The sequence below is a fragment of the Streptomyces sp. NBC_00259 genome (assembly GCF_036181745.1).
GTDB classification, from domain to species: domain Bacteria; phylum Actinomycetota; class Actinomycetes; order Streptomycetales; family Streptomycetaceae; genus Streptomyces; species Streptomyces pratisoli.
Genome location: NZ_CP108080.1, coordinates 5,271,116 through 5,287,492 on the forward strand (window position 1 = coordinate 5,271,116; position 16,377 = coordinate 5,287,492).

A 16,377-nucleotide genomic window follows, 5' to 3' on the forward strand; every position below is an offset into this window, starting at 1 on the left:
GTTGTATGTTCGTATGGATTGTCGTGGAGCAGGGAGACGGTTGAATGCCCGCAGCGCGTAGGCACGTTGGAGCGACCGGGTCGCGTACCGTCACCATCAGTTTCGCGGGCTTCAACCGCGCCTGGGCGGCATGGATCGGCGACCGGCTCGAACGACGCGGCATGCGCGTGGTCTTCCAGCGCTGGGACCCACCCGTGCAGACCCCGCTGGAAGAGAACCTGCAGGATCTGATGCTCGCCCCGGGCCGCATCCTCGTCCTGCTCAGCGACTGGTACTTCCAGCTCGGCCCGCGCAGCCACGAGGAGTGGAACCGCGCGCTGCGCGAGGTGGTCGCGGCCGAGCCCGACCGGTTCGCCGCTGTCTCCGTCACCACCTCTCCGCTGCCCGCCGCCACCGCCGTGCTCGCCGCCGCGGACCTCACCAACGTCGGCGCGGACGAGGCCGAACGCCGCCTCCTGTCGCGGCTCGACCTGCCCGACGACCCGCTCACCGAGCCCGTCGACGGACGGCCGGGCCCCCGCTACCCCGCCGACACCCCCGAGGTCTGGGGCGGCGTGCCACGCCGCAACACCCGCTTCACCGGCCGCGAGAGCCTGCTCAACTCGGCCTACCACGCCCTCCAGGAGGCGGGGTCCGGCGCCGGCGTCGTGACCCTGTACGGCATGTCGGGCGTGGGCAAGACCCAGCTCGCCGCCGAGTACGTGTACCGCTTCGGCTCCGAGTACGACGTCGTGTGGTGGGTGTCCGCCGAGAAGCGCGTCACCTACCGCCAGAAGCTCGCCGAACTCGCCCCGGCGCTGGGCCTGTCCACCGGCGCCGAGTACGGCGAACGGCTGCGCGCCGTGCGGGACGCGCTGCGCCGCGGCGAGCCGTACCAGCGCTGGCTGCTGGTCCTCGACGGGGCCGACGAGCCGGAGCACATCTGGGACCTGGTGCCGACGGGCCCCGGCCATGTCCTGATCACCTCCCGCAACCCGGAGTGGAGCGAGCACAACAGCAACCTGCTGGAGGTGCCCGTCTACGACCGCGAGGAGTCGGTCGCGTTCATCCGGCGCCGCGCCCCGAGGCTCACCCACAACGAGGCGGACCAGCTGGCGGTGGCCCTGGAGGACCTCCCGCTGCTGCTCGACCAGACGGCCGGCTGGCTCAACGACTCCGACATGTCCGTCGACGAGTACATCGAACTCCTCGAGGGCGGCATCGACTCGGACGTCGTCAAGGTCTCCGCCGACTTCCCGCTGGCCTTCCAGACCGCCTGGTCGATACTGCTGAACAAGCTCCGCGAGACCGTCCCCGAGTCCGTCGACCTGCTGCGCCTGTGCACGTTCTTCGCACCGGGCTCCGTTCCCGTGCGGCTGCTCAAGGAGATGCCGCCGGGTGTCATGCCGGAGTCGCTCTCCGGGCTGATGAACGACCCGCTGCTGTGGAACAAGGCGATCGCGCAGCTGCGTCAGTACTCGGTGGTGCGCCTGGAGTCGCACGAGTCGCTGGCGGACGAGGCGTCGACCTCCGGCGAGTCGCTCTATCTGCACCGCATGGTCCACCAGATCGTCCGCAAGGACATGCCGGAGCGGGACCGCGGTGAGTTCATCGAGGTCGTGCGGCGCGCCCTCGCCGGTGCCGAGCCCGGCCGCCCCACCGACACCCGGCTCTGGCCGCGGTACGCGGAGATCACCCCGCACCTCAAGTACGCGGACGTCCTCGGCAGCGAGGACCCGGCGGTCCACACCCTGGTCCTCAACTGCCTGCGCTACATGTACCTCTCCGGCGAGTACCGGGCGGGCATCAAACTCGGCGAACGGGCCATGAACGCCTGGCGGGAGCTGCTCGGCGACACCCACCCGAGGATCTGGGACCTCAGCTACCACTACGCCAATCTGCTGCGCGCCGTCGGCGACTACGCCGGCACCGAGGCCATCGAGCGCGCCGCGGTCGAGCATCTGCGGACCGAACGGGGCCCGGAGGACCTGGAGCATCTGCGGGCCGCCGGCGGACTCGCGGCCGATCTGCGCGGCCTCGGCCGGTACGACGAGGCCCTGGAGCTGTCCGGCTGGATCCTCAGCGCCTATCGCGAACTCCTCGGCGACCAGGACTCCCGTACCGTCAACGCCCAGAACAACCTGGCCACGTCGATGCGGCTGCTCGGCCGGTACGCCGAGTCCCTGGAGCTCAACCGGATCACCCTGGAGGCGCGCCGGCAGCTGCTGCGGCCCCGGCACGGCTGGACGCTCTACTCGGAGATCAACTACGCCACCGATCTGCGGCTGCTCGGCCGCTACAGCGAGGCCGAGTCGCTGCAGGCGCAGAGCGTCCGCGTGCACCGCCTCACCATGGGGCGGGACAACCCCCAGACCCTGCGGGCCGAGCACAACCTGGCCCTGTGCCAGTACCGCATGGGCGAACGCGCCAGGGCCGAGGAGCTGTTCACGCGCGTCCTGGAGCGCAGCGAACGCGTTCTCGGCGAGGGCGACCCGCTCACCATGATGTTCGCGGCCAGCCAGTGCTGCTTCGCCCGCGAACACGGAGACATCGACCAGGCCAGGGACATAAGCGCACGGGTCGTCGGCGGCTACACGGACATGCTCGGCGAGAGCCATCCGTACGTGGCGGGCTCGCGCAGCAACCACGCCCTGATCCTGCGCAACGTCGGAGACCGGGAACAGGCCCATCTGCTCGTCGAGGAAGCGCTCGCCGACATGACCCGGGCCGTCGGCGAGAACCACCCGTGGACCCTGGGCTGCGCCATCAACGCCTCGGCGCTGCGCAATCTGGTGGGCGAGCCCGAGCGCGCGGCCGAGCTGACCGACGCCACGATCGGGCGGGCCACCGAGGCACTGGGCCGGACCCATCCGCTGACGCTCTCCTCGCGGATCGCCCACGCGGCCGATCTGCGGGCCCTGCGCGAGCGGCAGCGCGCGGACAAGATCGAGACGGAGGCGCTCGGCGACCTCGCGGCGACGCTGGGCGCCCAGCACGTCCACACGGTCTCCGCCCGCTCCAGGAACCGCCCCTACTGGGACTTCGAACCCCAGATGGTCTGAAGCACGAGGCGCGGGATCCCCGCACGCCGAAGGGCCCGGCCCGCGAATCCGTCGCGGGCCGGGCCCTTTCGTACGTCACGTTCGTACGTCGCGCACCGCGCGCTGTGGGCCAGAGCACGCCCTTGCCCCCTCCACGGCCGCGGAAGGATTCGTACGATGAGGGGCGAACCCCCACCAGAAAGGAGCAACCATGTTCGGCGGTGCGTTGAACGAGCTGTTCGCTCCTGGGCGGCGGCACACCGAGGAGGAGCGGCGGCGTCAGGAGCTCACCCTGGAGGAGGCCGGTGACGCCGATCCCGGGCGGGGGCCGATAGACCTCGGCAGCGGGGTCGTGCTCATCCGGCTGCCCGCGGCGAGGGCCGGAGGACCGGCCGGTGCGGAGCCCGCCGACGGCTGACCGTCGTACAACATGCCGGAGGGCCCGGCTCCGCGATCACTCGCGGGGCCGGGCCCTCCGGTTCGTACAGCCGCTGATCAGGCCTCGAAGACCTCGGCGACCAGCTGAGCCTGCTCCGCCTGGTGCCGCTTGGCCGAGCCGACCGCCGGGGAAGAGCCGTGCGGCCGCGAGATGCGGCGCAGGCGCTCGCCGTGCGGGACGTCCGCGCCGACCGCGAGGTCCAGGTGGTCGATCAGGTTGAGCGCGATGAACGGCCAGGCACCCTGGTTCGCCGGCTCCTCCTGGGCCCACAGGTACTTCTCGGCGTTCGGGAACTTGGCGATCTCCTCCTGGAGCTCGGCACCCGGCAGCGGGTACAGACGCTCGAGGCGGATGATCGCGGTGTCGGTGGAGCCGCGCTTCTGACGCTCGGCCTCCAGGTCGTAGTAGACCTTGCCGGAGCAGAAGACGACCTTGCGGACGGCCGTCGGGTCCACCGTCTCGTCGCCGATCACCGGGCGGAAGCCGCCGGTGAGGAACTCCTCCGCCTTGGACGCCGCGGCCTTCAGACGCAGCATCGACTTCGGGGTGAAGACGATGAGCGGCTTGTGGTGCGGGTTGTGGACCTGCCAGCGCAGCAGGTGGAAGTAGTTCGACGGCAGCGTCGGCATGGCGACCGTCATGTTGTTCTGCGCGCACATCTGGAGGAAGCGCTCCGGGCGGGCGGACGAGTGGTCCGGGCCCTGGCCCTCGTAGCCGTGCGGCAGGAGCAGCGTGACGCCGGAGGTCTGGCCCCACTTCTGCTCGGCCGAGGAGATGAACTCGTCGACGACGGTCTGCGCGCCGTTGACGAAGTCACCGAACTGGGCCTCCCACATGACCAGCGCTTCCGGGCGGGCCAGCGAGTAGCCGTACTCGAAGCCCATCGCCGCGTACTCGCTCAGGAGCGAGTCGTAGACGTTGTAGCGGGCCTGGTCCTCGGCGAGGTAGAGCAGCGGGGTGTAGTCCTCGTTGGTCTCCTGGTCGACGAGGACCGCGTGGCGCTGGCCGAAGGTGCCGCGGCGGGTGTCCTGGCCGGCGAGCCGGACCGGGGTGCCCTCCATCAGCAGCGAACCGATGGCCAGGGTCTCGCCCATGCCCCAGTCGATCGTGCCGTCCTCGACCGAGGCCGCGCGGCGCTGCAGCTGCGGCATCAGGCGCGGGTGGACGGTGATGTGGTCCGGGACGTTGACCTGGGACTCGGCGATCCGCTTGACGATCTCCTGGGAGACCGCGGTGGTCACCGACACCGGGAACTCGGCCTGCGCGTCCGGGACATGGGCCGGGGCGGGCTGGCTGGTGGCCTCGCGGACCTCCGCGAAGACCTTCTCCAGCTGGCCCTGGAAGTCCTGGAGCGCCTGCTCGGCCTCTTCCAGCGTGATGTCGCCACGGCCGATCAGCGACTCGGTGTAGAGCTTGCGCACCGAGCGCTTCTTGTCGATCAGGTTCACCATCTGCGGGTTGGTGAACTGCGGGTTGTCGCCCTCGTTGTGACCGCGGCGGCGGTAGCAGATGAGGTCGATCACGACGTCCTTGTTGAACGTCTGGCGGAACTCGAAGGCGAGCCGCGCCACCCGGACGCAGGCCTCCGGGTCGTCACCGTTCACGTGGAAGATCGGCGCCTCGATCATGCGGGCCACGTCCGTGGCGTACATGGAGGAGCGGGACGACTCGGGAGCCGCCGTGAAGCCGACCTGGTTGTTGATGACGATGTGGACCGTGCCGCCGGTGCGGTAGCCGCGCAGCTGCGACATGTTGAGCGTCTCGGCGACCACACCCTGGCCCGCGAAGGCCGCGTCACCGTGCAGGGCGACCGGCAGGACGGTGAAGTCCGTGCCGCCCTTGTTGATGATGTCCTGCTTGGCGCGGACGACGCCCTCCAGGACCGGGTCGACGGCCTCGAGGTGCGACGGGTTGGCGACCAGGCTGACCTTGATCTGCTCGCCGTCGAGGCCGGTGAAGGTGCCGTTGGCGCCCAGGTGGTACTTCACGTCGCCGGAGCCGTGCATCGACTTCGGGTCGAGGTTGCCCTCGAACTCGCGGAAGATCTGCGCGTACGACTTGCCGACGATGTTCGCCAGGACGTTCAGCCGGCCGCGGTGGGCCATGCCGATGACGACCTCGTCCAGGCGGGACTCCGCCGCGGAGTCGATGACCGAGTCGAGCAGCGGGATGACGGACTCGCCGCCCTCCAGCGAGAAGCGCTTCTGGCCGACGTACTTCGTCTGCAGGAAGGTCTCGAACGCCTCGGCCGCGTTGAGCCGGCGCAGGATGCGCAGCTGCTCCTCGCGCTCCGGCTTGGCGTGCTGGCGCTCCACGCGGTCCTGGATCCACTTGCGCTGCTTGGGGTCCTGGATGTGCATGAACTCGATGCCGGTGGTGCGGCAGTACGAGTCGCGGAGCACGCCGAGGATGTCGCGGAGCTTCATCATCGACTTGCCGCCGAAGCCGCCGACCGCGAACTCGCGCTCCAGGTCCCACAGGGTGAGCCCGTGCTCGGTGATGTCCAGGTCGGGGTGCTTGCGCTGGCGGTACTCCAGCGGGTCGGTGTCGGCCATGACGTGGCCGCGGACCCGGTAGGAGTGGATCAGCTCGAAGACCCGGGCGGCCTTGGTGACGTCGTCGTCGTGCGAGGCGTCGATGTCCTTGAGCCAGCGGACCGGCTCGTAGGGGATGCGCAGCGCCTCGAAGATGTCGTCGTAGAAGCCGTCCTCGCCGAGGAGGAGGTTGGCGACGATCCGCAGGAACTCGCCGGAGGCGGCGCCCTGGATGACCCGGTGGTCGTAGGTCGAGGTCAGCGTCATGACCTTGGAGATGCCCAGCTTGTTCAGGGTGTCCTGGGAGGTGCCCTGGAACTCGGCCGGGTAGTCCATCGAGCCGACGCCCATGATCACCGACTGGCCGGGCATCAGACGCGGCACGGAGTGGACCGTGCCGAGGCCGCCGGGGTTGGTGAGGGAGACGGTGACGCCGGTGAAGTCGTCCATCGTCAGCTTGTTGCTGCGGGCGCGGCGGACGATGTCCTCGTAGGCCTGCCAGAACTCGAAGAAGTTCAGCGTCTCGGCCTTCTTGATGGCCGCGACGACGAGCTGGCGGTCACCGTTCGGCTTCACCAGGTCGATGGCCAGGCCGAGGTTGATGTGCGGCGGCTTGACCAGGGTCGGCTTGCCGTCCTTCTCCGCGAAGGAGTTGTTCATCGACGGCATGGCCTTGATCGCCTGCACCATCGCGTAGCCGATGAGGTGGGTGAAGGAGATCTTCCCGCCCCGGGCGCGCTTCAGGTGGTTGTTGATCACGATCCGGTTGTCGAAGAGCAGCTTCACCGGGACCGCGCGGACGGACGTGGCCGTCGGCAGCTCCAGCGAGGCGTTCATGTTCTTCGCGACGGCGGCGGACGGACCGCGCAGCGGGACCAGCTCGGGGCCCTCGGCGGCGGCCGGAGCGGCCGCCTTGGCGGCGGGCGCGGCGGCAGCGGGCTTCGCCGGGGCCGCCGCGGGCGCGGGGGCCTGAGCGGCGCTCGGGGCCGGCGCGGCGGCCGGAGCGGCTGCCTGCGGCGCGGCGGCGGGCTGAGCCGGGGCGGCCGGAGCCGCGGGCGCCGGAGCCTGTGCGGCCGGAGCCGCGGGCGCCGGAGCCTGTGCGGTGCTCGGCGTCTGAGTGGTGCCCTGGGCAGCGGGCTTCGTGGGCTCCGCCACCCCCGCGGCGGCGGAGCCGGCGGCGGCCGTACCGCCCGGCTTGTAGTCGGCGAAGAAGTCCCACCAGGCGCGGTCGACCGAATTCGGGTCCTGGAGGTACTGCTGGTAGATCTCGTCGACGAGCCACTCATTGGGACCGAAGGCGGCAGCGGGGTTCTTCCCCTGCCCGTCTTGATCGGTCGAAGTGCTCGAGTTACTGGGGGACTGAGACGACACGGCGGCAACCGCCCTCTTCCGCTTCACAAGGTGATGGACAGCGGAAATAAAGGCTACGCCTCCGGGGCCGGGAGATGCAGGCCGGGCGTGGTCATCGTCGCCTAAGTCACACCTGACAGCCGGTTTCGGCGTAGGAAATGGCGGGAAACAAGCGGGGTTCCCCGGCGGACAGGGTACGACGCACCGCGGCTACGGCCCCGTGGACCGCACCCCTGAGTGCTTCCCGGACGCTCACTCGGATGACCCGGGCGTCCGGTTCGCTTCCGCTTCGAACCCTACGTCAACCGCGTGAGACCTGGATTCCCGGAAGAGTGACCTGGATACGGCAGCCGCGTGCCGATTCGGCCACGCCGATGCGGCCGCCGTGCAACTCGACCGCCCAGCGGGCGATCGCCAGGCCCAGCCCCGTACCGCCGTCGCTGCCGGGGCCGTGCGGCGCGGGGACGCCGCCCCGGTTGAAGCGCTCGAAGACCTTGTGCCACTCCGACTCGGGGATGCCGGGACCCTCGTCCTGCACCTCCAGGTCCAGCGACTCGGCCTGTGCGCCGCGGCGGGCCCGGACCGTGACCCTGCCGTGCGGCGGGGAGTGCTTCACGGCGTTGTCGATCAGATTGGCCATCACCTGGTGCAGCCGCTCGGCGTCCGCGTGCGCGGTCAGCTCGGGCGGCGACACGTCAAGGTGCAGATGCACGTCCTTGCGGGTGTGACTGCCGGAGGCGGAGGACAGCCTGCGCTGCGCGGCGGCCAGATTGGCCTCCTTCAGCACTCCGGAGAGATACGGCCACACCTCGAAGCGCCGTGCCTTGAGCGTGACCACACCGTTGTCGAGCCGGGACAGGTCCAGCAGGGTCTCGACCAGCCGGGACAGCCGCTCGGTCTGCTTCAGCGCCGTTCGCATCGTCTCGGGGTCGGCGGCCGAGACGCCGTCCACGACGTTCTCCAGCACCGCGCGCAGCGCCGCGATGGGGGTGCGCAGCTCGTGCGAGACATTGGCGACCAGCTCCTTGCGGTGCTGGTCCACGGCCTCCAGGTCGTCCGCCATGCGGTTGATGGTGGAGGCGAGGTCGCCCAGCTCGTCGCGGCGGCCGGCGCCGCGGACCCGGCGGGTGAAGTCACCGTGGGAGATCGACTTCGCGACCGTGTTCATCTGGTCCAGCGGCGCGGTGAGCCCGTGCGCCACGAACTGGGTGATCAGCAGCGTGGTGATGATGGCGAAGACCGTGATGTAGCGCAGCTCCGCGCCGGTCCTGAAAGCGACCAGGGCGAGCCCGGTCGTGATGAGCACCGCCACCACGACGAGAGCGCCGAGCTTGGTCTTGATCGAGATCTCGACCGACCCGAGCTCGGACCGGAGCCGGCTCAGCCGGTTCATGGCGCCGGAGTCTCCAGGGCGTACCCCACGCCATGGACGGTACGGATGCGCTCGGCGCCGATCTTCCGGCGCAGGGCCTTGATGTGGCTGTCGACCGTGCGGGTGCCGGAGGCGTCCGCCCAGTCCCAGACCTCGGCGAGGAGCTGCTCGCGCGAGAGCACCGCACGCGGCGTGTTCGCCAGGCAGACCAGCAGGTCGAACTCGGTGGGCGTGAGGTGCACGTCCTCGCTCCTGACGCGGACCCGGCGCTGGGCGTGGTCGATCTCCAGCTCGCCGAGGCGCAGGATGCCGCTGCGGGGCGTCACGGCGGCCAGCGCGGCGCGCTCCACCCGGCGCAGCAGTACGTGCACCCGGGCGGCCAGCTCACGCATGGAGAACGGCTTGGTCATGTAGTCGTCGGCGCCGACGCCGAGCCCGACCAGCATGTCCGTCTCGTCGTCGCGGGCCGTGAGCATCAGTACCGGGACGGGCCGCTGGGCCTGCACCCGGCGGCACACCTCCAGGCCGTCGAAGCCCGGCAGCATGATGTCGAGGACCATCAGGTCGGGCTGCCACGCCTCGGCGGCGTCGACGGCCGCCGGGCCGTCCGTCGCGGTCTGGACCAGGAACCCCTCGGCGCGCAGCCGGGCGGAGATGGCATCCACGATGGTGGTGTCGTCCTCGACGACGAGCACCCGGCGCTGGGCACTCGCGGTCGAGTGCGCCGCCGCGCCGTTGTTGCTGGTGTGTGTCTGCTCCATCGCCCCGCCCCTGTCGCGCACTGCGAGCTGCGTGTAGATCGGTGTGTCAGGTAGGCAGCGTAAAGGCACCGACCAGTTCCCGGCTACGCAGGGCGAACCGCGAGATGGACCACGTCAGGTACGCCTCGGGCAACCCGGATCTCTTCGGTCCTTACCCCGCTGAATCCGGCATTCCGCAATGACTCTTCGAAATCGGCGGAGGGCTTCGCCGACCATACGGCGAGCACTCCACCGGGGGTCAAACGCCGTGCACAGGCGGCCAGTCCGTCCGGTGAGTAGAGGTTGCCGTTGCCCTCGGTGACGGTCCAGTCGGGGCCGTTGTCGATGTCGAGGCAGAGCGCGTCATACGTGTCCGAAGCGTTATGGACGTGATCGACGAGGTCCGTGTGGAGAATCACGGTCCGCGGATCGGCGAGCGCCGCGTCCGAGATCCGCCGCAGCGGACCCGACATGTGCCATTCGATGATCGCCTGTTCGCGTTCCACGACGGCGATACGGGACCACGCGGGCTCGGCAGCCGCGCGCGCCAGCGAGAAGCCGACGCCGAGCCCGCCGATGAGTACGGACGGGGAGGGACGGCCGTCGAGCGCCTCGTACGCGGCGTCCAGGAGCCGTCGTTCGGAGCGGCCGTCCGATGTGTCCATCAGGAAGCAGCCGTTGGCGATGATCTCGTGGATCTCCCCGTCGGGGCCGCTCCGTTCACGCAGGACGACCTCCCCGTACGGTCCATCGCGGCGGTCGACGGTCCGGTGGCCGGTGGGGCGGCTGGAGGGCTCCATGGCCCTCAGGCTAGCGGCGGCCGTCGGGCGGTGGGCCGTGTGGCGCGGGTCATGGACGCGACGGGTGGTGATCGCGTTGCCTGGGCAGGGTTCGGGAGCCGTCGGAGCGAGGAGGGGGGGGCAGCCCGCGATGAAGGGGCTTGGCACGGCGCGCCGCGCCGGGTCGCGCGAGACCGCGGACGCGGATGCGGGCGCGGGCGCGCACGCGCGAGCCCGGTGGCTCTACCGGCTCGCGCGGCTCCTCCCGCACCCCGCCGGAACGCCCTTCACGTTCTGCTACGGGCTCGTGCTCGTCGCGACCTCCCTCTTCGCCGCGTACGGCGACCCGGCCACGGTGGCCGCCCTGCTGCGCGGCTCCAGCACGGACGTCGCGCACCTCGCCACGGCGCCGCCGCTCGTCCTGGTCGCCAGTGCCCTGTGGATCGCCGGCGGGCTCGCCTCCCCGTACGCCCTCGGGTTCGTGCTCGTCCTCACGGCCCTGGAGCGGCGCATCGGCGGCCGGCGCACGGCCGGCGTCTTCCTGGGCGGACACCTGGTGGCCACGCTCGCCACCGAGATCCCGGTCGGGCTGTGGGTCATGGCGGGCCGGCTGCCCGAGACGTCCCTGCACCGGCTCGACTACGGCATCAGCTTCGGCCTGCTGGCGAGTGTCGGCGCGCTGGCCGGTCTGTACGCCCCGGTCGCGCGGACGGCGCTGCTGGTGTGCGTCTCGGCGCTCCTGGCGCGGGACCTGCTGGCGTACGAGGACCCGCTCGGCAACTGGGGCCATGTGCTGGCCCTGCTCGCGGGCGTCGCGACCTGGCCGCTGCTCCCGGGGCGCCCACGTCCGCTTCCTCGTCCACGACCGCGCCGTCAGACGTCGGCGGGCGCCGGGTCGTAGTACACGCTGACCAGTGGGGCGACCGTGCGCCACCCCAGCGCTGTGTAGAGCGCCCGTCCGTCCGGCGTGCCGCCCAGGACGCCGACGGTGGCTCCCCGCTCGACCGCCGCGTTCTGGAGCGTGCGCATCACCAGGCTGCCGAGGCCCTTGCGGCGGTGCTCGGCGGCGGTCTCGATCTGGTCGACGACGGCCGTGGTGCCGCTCGTCGCGATCTGGCCCCGGGCCGCGAAGGCGCCGTCCGCGGTCGTGACCAGGACCCGGGTGACGCCGTCGCGCGTCCAGGTGCGCAGCCGGTGGCCGGCCCGTACGTCCGTCTCCGTCCGGGTCAGAGCCGCCGTCATCAGGAAGCCGGGCTCGTCCGGCGTCCAGTCCGGCCCCAGCCACTCCAGAACCCGCTCCTGCTCCTCGAACACCTTGAGCCACCGGCCCGGCACCCGGGCCGTCGCGGCCACCTCGCGGACGCTCCGCTCGCTGTTGTCGGTGAGGACGTGCCGGGTGGTGTGCCGGGGGAGTCCGACGTCGACGGTGACGCCCCACGGCTCGCCGACGGGTTCCGCGGCACCGCGCGACACGACCCAGCCGTCCACCCAGGCCCGTATCGTCTCGGTAATAGATGCAGATGTCATTGACCTATTACATCTGATCGGTCACGGGAAGTGACAGGGGTGATCGCTCACAGCGAACAGCCCCGGGGGAACATTGGCCGCCCCTTCCGCATTGAGTCCATGTAGCTCAACTTGACTGCCGAAGGGGAGATCATGGCTTCGACGTCCACACCGCTCACTCTGCCTGTGCTGCCGCTCGACGACGAGGTCGTGCTGCCCGGGATGGTGGTACCGCTCGACCTGTCCGACGCCGACGTACGGGCCGCGGTGGAGGCCGCCCAGGCAGCCGCCCGTTCGGCATCGGGCAAGCCACGGGTGCTGCTCGTCCCACGCATCGACGGTACGTACGCCTCGACCGGTGTCCTCGGCACCGTCGAGCAGGTCGGCCGGCTCTCCGACGGAGACCCCGGCGCCCTGATCCGCGGCCGCAGCCGGGTGCGCATCGGCGCCGGTACGACCGGTCCCGGCGCGGCCCTCTGGGTCGAGGGCACCGTTGTCGACGAGGCGCTGCCCGAAACGCTGCCCGGCTCCGTCACCGAATTGGTCAAGGAGTACAAGGCACTCGCCACCAGCTGGCTGAAGAAGCGCGGCGCCTGGCAGGTCGTCGACCGCGTCCAGCAGATCGACGACGTCTCGGCCCTCGCCGACAACTCCGGCTACTCACCCTTCCTGACCACCGCCCAGAAGGTGGAGCTGCTCGAGACCAGCGACCCGGTGGCCCGGCTCAAGCTCGCCACCGAGCAGCTGCGCGAGCACCTCGCCGAGCAGGACGTGGCCGAGTCCATCGCCAAGGACGTCCAGGAGGGCGTCGACAAGCAGCAGCGCGAATTCCTGCTGCGCCGCCAGCTCGAGGCCGTGCGCAAGGAACTGCGCGAGCTGAACGGCGAGGACGGCGAGGACGAGTCCGACGACTACCGTGCCCGGGTCGAGGCCGCCGACCTCCCGGAGAACGTCCGCGAGGCCGCGCTCAAGGAGGTCGAGAAGCTGGAGCGGTCCAGTGACCAGAGCCCCGAGGGCTCCTGGATCCGCACCTGGCTCGACACCGTCCTCGAACTGCCGTGGAACGAGCGCACGGAGGACGCGTACGACATCCGGGGCGCCAAGACGGTCCTGGACGCCGAGCACGCGGGCCTGGACGACGTGAAGGAACGGATCACCGAATACCTGGCGGTGCGCAAGCGGCGTACCGACCGGGGGCTGGGCGTGGTCGGCGGGCGGCGCGGGGGCGCGGTTCTCGCGCTCGTCGGCCCGCCCGGCGTGGGCAAGACCTCGCTCGGCGAGTCCGTCGCGCACGCGATGGGACGGAAGTTCGTCCGGGTCGCCCTCGGCGGCGTACGGGACGAGGCGGAGATCCGCGGGCACCGGCGTACGTACGTCGGCGCGCTGCCGGGCCGTATCGTCCGGGCCGTCAAGGAGGCCGGGTCCATGAACCCGGTGGTCCTGCTCGACGAGATCGACAAGGTCGGCTCCGACTTCCGCGGGGACCCGGCGGCGGCACTGCTCGAAGTCCTGGACCCGGCGCAGAACCACACGTTCCGCGACCACTACCTGGAGGTCGAGCTGGACCTGTCCGACGTGGTCTTCCTGGCCACGGCGAACGTCCTGGAGGCCATCCCGGAGGCCCTGCTCGACCGGATGGAGCTGGTCAGGCTCGACGGCTACACGGAGGACGAGAAGGTCGTCATCGGCCGGGACCACCTGCTCCCGCGCCAGCTGGAGCGGGCCGGCCTGGAGCCGGGCGAGGTCGTCCTGGACGACTCCGCGCTGCGCAAGCTGGCCGCCGAGTACACCCGCGAGGCGGGCGTACGCAACCTGGAGCGGGCGATCGCCCGGCTGCTGCGGAAGGTCGCGGCCCAGCACGAACTGGGCGACCGGGAGCTGCCGTTCACCGTCACCGACGGGGAACTGCGCGGTCTCATCGGGCGACCGCACCACGTCCCCGAGGCCGCCCAGGACCCGGCCGAGCGGCGCACCGCGGTGCCGGGCGTGGCCACGGGCCTCGCGGTCACCGGAGCCGGCGGCGACGTGCTGTACGTCGAGGCGTCCCTGGCCGACCCGGAGACCGGTGCGGCCGGACTGACCCTCACCGGTCAGCTCGGCGACGTCATGAAGGAGTCCGCACAGATCGCGCTGAGCTTCCTCCGCTCGCACGGCGCGGAACTGGAGCTGCCCGTCGCCGATCTGAAGGACCGCGGCGTGCACATCCACTTCCCGGCGGGCGCGGTCCCGAAGGACGGGCCGAGCGCGGGTATCACGATGACCACCGCGCTGGCGTCGCTGCTCTCCGGACGGCCGGTCCGTACGGACGTGGCGATGACCGGCGAGGTGTCCCTGACGGGACGGGTGCTGCCCATCGGCGGCCTGAAGCAGAAGCTCCTGGCCGCGCACCGGGCGGGGACGACGACGGTCGTCATCCCCAAGCGCAACGAGGCCGACCTGGACGACGTCCCGGCGGAGGTCCTGGACAAGCTGGAGGTCCACCCGGTCACGGACGTCCGCCAGGTCCTGGAGATCGCCCTCTCCCCGGCGGAACTGCCGGTGGCGGCCGCGGCGTAGCGGGCGCGCCGGGGCTCCGCCCCGGTTCCGGTTCCCCGGTCGCCGGGTGCCGGTCTGCGGACGCAGGCCGTCACCCGGCGATGCGGTGTGCTCGGCGTGGGCCCGCGGCCCTCGGTGAAGTGCGGACGGCCGAAGGTCCGGACGACGAAGCTCAGTGCGCCGTGCTCTTGACCGGGACGCGGGCCGCCTTGTCGTACAGGGCGCGCGCACGTGCGCCGAAGAGCACCGCCGTCGACTCCGTGTCCGTGTCGCCCCCGCTCAGGACGCCTATCACCCGGCCCGGCCGGCCCGGGTCCACGTAGTCCGCCAGCCAGGGGCTGCCGCTCGTGCCGTCCCAGAAGCCCTGGCATTCGATGCGCACCATCCGCGCGGGCTGGTCGGCGTCGTGACGGGCGTCGGTGGTACAGGTGATGGGCCGGTTGGCCGGATTGTGCTCGGGGTTGGGGTAGCCGACGACCGTGACCCGGCGGCTCGGTTTCGACGACCAGTCGGGCTCGGCCGCGCCCACCACGTCCTGCACCTGGCGGCCCCGGGCGTCCGGCTCCAGCGTCAGGAAGGCGTAGTCGGTCGTGTCGTCCTCGTCCTTGCGCCAGCGGTCGTCCACCTGGATCGCGGCGACCTTCCACGTGCCGTACGGGGCCGATCCCTTCCCGCCGCCGTGGAATCCGGGCGCGAAGGAGAAGCCGCTCGCGTACGTCCCGTACTCGAAGACACAGTGCGCGGCGGTCGCGACGACATTGCCGCGGGGGCTGTCGACCACGCTCGCCGTGCACCAGTGGTCCTCACCGTCGAGCAGCACGCCCACCGAGCGCAGCCCGCCGGACGGCACGGCCGACGTCTGCGGCGAGGGGCCCTCGGCCCGCTGTCGGGGTTCGGCGGCAGGGTGCGGCGTCGCCGAGTGGGACGGCGCCGCGCACGCGGTCGCGGCGGTCAGCACCGCGACCGCGGACCACAGCATCGGCCTGTTCCAGAGCATGGCCCCATCCTTGCTCACTCAGCCGTCGAGCCATCCCCGGAGGGTCGCCTGTGCCCCCGCCTGGAACCGGGTCTCCGCGCCCAGCGTCTCCAGCAGCCTGCTGATCCGCCGCCGCGCCGTGTGCACATGGACCCCGAGCCTGCGCGCTATCGCCTCGTCCTTGAGCCCGGCGGCGAGCAGCGCCAGCAGTTCCTTCTGCGCCGGGACCAGCGAGCCGCCCGGGCCGCCCACGGGGGTGGCCCGTTCCCACACGGTCTCGAAGAGCGGCACCAGCGCGTTGCCGAGCAGTGCGTCGCCCACCACCAGCGCGGAGGCCGTCGGATCGGCCGCGTCACTGGGCGGCAGCAGGGTGATCCGCCGGTCGACGGCGATCAGTTTGGTCGGTACGCCCTGGGCCACCCTGGCCCGCAGCCCGCGCTCCACCAGCGCGGTCACCATCCGCATCTGGTCCTGGGTCGCCAGTCCCTCGGGGTCGAGGACGGTGCGTACGACGATGCCGCGGTCCAGCAGCGCCTCGATGTCCAGTCCGGGCGACGGGGAACTGCCGTCCCCCACCCGGCCCCTGACGTACGGTGGCCGGTCGAGGATGACGACCTCGTGTTCCGCCGACGCCAGCAGCACATCCGCCCGTTCGCCGATCTCCCGCTGCCCGGTGACCACTTCGATGCCGCTTCCGGCCGTGACCGGTGGGCCGGGCGTCAGCCGGCTCGCGAGCCGGTCGGCGGTCATGCGTAACTGTTCGAGTTCGGCCGATTTCAGATGCAGCTCGGCCTGCCGGCGGTGGATGAGCGTGCGGATCGCGGCGGCCGGCGCGGCCGGGCGGGGCAGCGCCCCGCAGTCGGGCGGCGGCAGCGCGAGCCCCTGCTCGACCAGCCGGTCCAGAGCCGACTCCAACTGATCGCGCGACAGCTCCAGCAGCCGCGCCAACTCGTCCGCCTCGCCCGTGCGTTCCGTCAGCAGGGCCTCGTACGCGCGCTCCTCGGCCGCCCCCAGGCCGAGGGAGCGCAATTCCCCCTCGATCATGTCCCGGATTCTCACTCCGCGTTCACGAGACACACAAGTGTGCATGCCCACTTGTCGACGCAGTTGGCTCATTGCTGCTCCG

At 71.3% G+C, this 16,377-nt stretch carries 11 protein-coding genes; 4 read left to right on the top strand and 7 right to left on the bottom strand.

Annotated features, from left to right (window positions below; translation table 11 throughout):
* Nucleotides 1–44: 44 nt before the first annotated feature.
* Both fxsT and OG766_RS24035 read left to right on the top strand, forming a co-directional pair.
* Nucleotides 45–3,041 (top strand): FxSxx-COOH system tetratricopeptide repeat protein, encoded by a 2,997-nt coding sequence (gene fxsT, locus OG766_RS24030; RefSeq protein ID WP_328726177.1) that lies wholly within the window; start codon nucleotides 45–47, stop codon nucleotides 3,039–3,041.
* Between the two features lie 190 nt (nucleotides 3,042–3,231).
* The gene (locus OG766_RS24035; RefSeq protein ID WP_328726178.1) at nucleotides 3,232–3,438 is read left to right on the top strand and encodes a DUF6191 domain-containing protein; all 207 of its coding nucleotides are present in this window, start codon (nucleotides 3,232–3,234) and stop codon (nucleotides 3,436–3,438) included.
* A gap of 77 nt (nucleotides 3,439–3,515) precedes the next feature.
* Here OG766_RS24035 and OG766_RS24040 read toward each other — a convergent pair whose 3' ends face one another.
* The 4 genes from OG766_RS24040 to OG766_RS24055 form a co-directional block, all read right to left on the bottom strand.
* Nucleotides 3,516–7,364, bottom strand: a complete 3,849-nt coding sequence (locus tag OG766_RS24040; RefSeq protein ID WP_328726179.1) for a multifunctional oxoglutarate decarboxylase/oxoglutarate dehydrogenase thiamine pyrophosphate-binding subunit/dihydrolipoyllysine-residue succinyltransferase subunit — start codon at nucleotides 7,362–7,364, stop codon at nucleotides 3,516–3,518.
* A 280-nt stretch (nucleotides 7,365–7,644) separates the two neighbouring features.
* A complete protein-coding gene (locus OG766_RS24045) occupies nucleotides 7,645–8,736 on the bottom strand; it encodes a HAMP domain-containing sensor histidine kinase (protein WP_266382974.1) in 1,092 nt (363 codons plus the stop codon).
* A complete protein-coding gene (locus OG766_RS24050) occupies nucleotides 8,733–9,476 on the bottom strand; it encodes a response regulator transcription factor (protein ID WP_266382976.1) in 744 nt (247 codons plus the stop codon). The genes OG766_RS24045 and OG766_RS24050 overlap by 4 nt, the downstream gene beginning before the upstream one ends.
* A gap of 83 nt (nucleotides 9,477–9,559) precedes the next feature.
* On the bottom strand, nucleotides 9,560–10,255 hold the full coding sequence (locus OG766_RS24055) for a spermidine synthase (RefSeq protein ID WP_266382980.1): 696 nt from the start codon (nucleotides 10,253–10,255) through the stop codon (nucleotides 9,560–9,562).
* Nucleotides 10,256–10,385: 130 nt separating this feature from the next.
* On the opposite strand from OG766_RS24055, the gene OG766_RS24060 reads away from it, so the two are divergent.
* Nucleotides 10,386–11,135, top strand: a complete 750-nt coding sequence (locus OG766_RS24060) for a rhomboid-like protein (protein WP_328726180.1) — start codon at nucleotides 10,386–10,388, stop codon at nucleotides 11,133–11,135.
* Here OG766_RS24060 and OG766_RS24065 read toward each other — a convergent pair.
* Nucleotides 11,108–11,761 (bottom strand): GNAT family N-acetyltransferase, encoded by a 654-nt coding sequence (locus OG766_RS24065; RefSeq protein WP_266382986.1) that lies wholly within the window; start codon nucleotides 11,759–11,761, stop codon nucleotides 11,108–11,110. The genes OG766_RS24060 and OG766_RS24065 overlap by 28 nt on opposite strands.
* 132 nt (nucleotides 11,762–11,893) lie before the next feature.
* Between OG766_RS24065 and lon the strand changes: the two genes are divergently transcribed.
* On the top strand, nucleotides 11,894–14,296 hold the full coding sequence (lon, locus tag OG766_RS24070) for an endopeptidase La (RefSeq protein ID WP_266382987.1): 2,403 nt from the start codon (nucleotides 11,894–11,896) through the stop codon (nucleotides 14,294–14,296).
* Between the two features lie 151 nt (nucleotides 14,297–14,447).
* Here lon and OG766_RS24075 read toward each other — a convergent pair whose 3' ends face one another.
* Nucleotides 14,448–15,272 (bottom strand): trypsin-like serine peptidase, encoded by an 825-nt coding sequence (locus tag OG766_RS24075; protein ID WP_266382989.1) that lies wholly within the window; start codon nucleotides 15,270–15,272, stop codon nucleotides 14,448–14,450.
* An 18-nt stretch (nucleotides 15,273–15,290) separates the two neighbouring features.
* Entirely contained in the window at nucleotides 15,291–16,295 is a 1,005-nt protein-coding gene (locus OG766_RS24080; protein WP_266382993.1) for a helix-turn-helix domain-containing protein, read from the bottom strand.
* Nucleotides 16,296–16,377 lie beyond the last annotated feature (82 nt).

Excerpts from the sequence above, each read along its gene's own strand:
- OG766_RS24075 (WP_266382989.1), bottom strand. The coding sequence starts at position 15,272 with ATGCTCTGGAACAGGCCGATGCTGTGGTCCGCGGTCGCGGTGCTGACC.
- OG766_RS24055 (WP_266382980.1), bottom strand. The coding sequence starts at position 10,255 with ATGGAGCCCTCCAGCCGCCCCACCGGCCACCGGACCGTCGACCGCCGC.
- fxsT (WP_328726177.1), top strand. The coding sequence starts at position 45 with ATGCCCGCAGCGCGTAGGCACGTTGGAGCGACCGGGTCGCGTACCGTC.
- OG766_RS24035 (WP_328726178.1), top strand. The coding sequence starts at position 3,232 with ATGTTCGGCGGTGCGTTGAACGAGCTGTTCGCTCCTGGGCGGCGGCAC.
- OG766_RS24065 (WP_266382986.1), bottom strand. The coding sequence starts at position 11,761 with ATGACATCTGCATCTATTACCGAGACGATACGGGCCTGGGTGGACGGC.
- OG766_RS24050 (WP_266382976.1), bottom strand. The coding sequence starts at position 9,476 with ATGGAGCAGACACACACCAGCAACAACGGCGCGGCGGCGCACTCGACC.
- lon (WP_266382987.1), top strand. The coding sequence starts at position 11,894 with ATGGCTTCGACGTCCACACCGCTCACTCTGCCTGTGCTGCCGCTCGAC.
- OG766_RS24045 (WP_266382974.1), bottom strand. The coding sequence starts at position 8,736 with ATGAACCGGCTGAGCCGGCTCCGGTCCGAGCTCGGGTCGGTCGAGATC.
- OG766_RS24060 (WP_328726180.1), top strand. The coding sequence starts at position 10,386 with ATGAAGGGGCTTGGCACGGCGCGCCGCGCCGGGTCGCGCGAGACCGCG.
- OG766_RS24080 (WP_266382993.1), bottom strand. The coding sequence starts at position 16,295 with ATGATCGAGGGGGAATTGCGCTCCCTCGGCCTGGGGGCGGCCGAGGAG.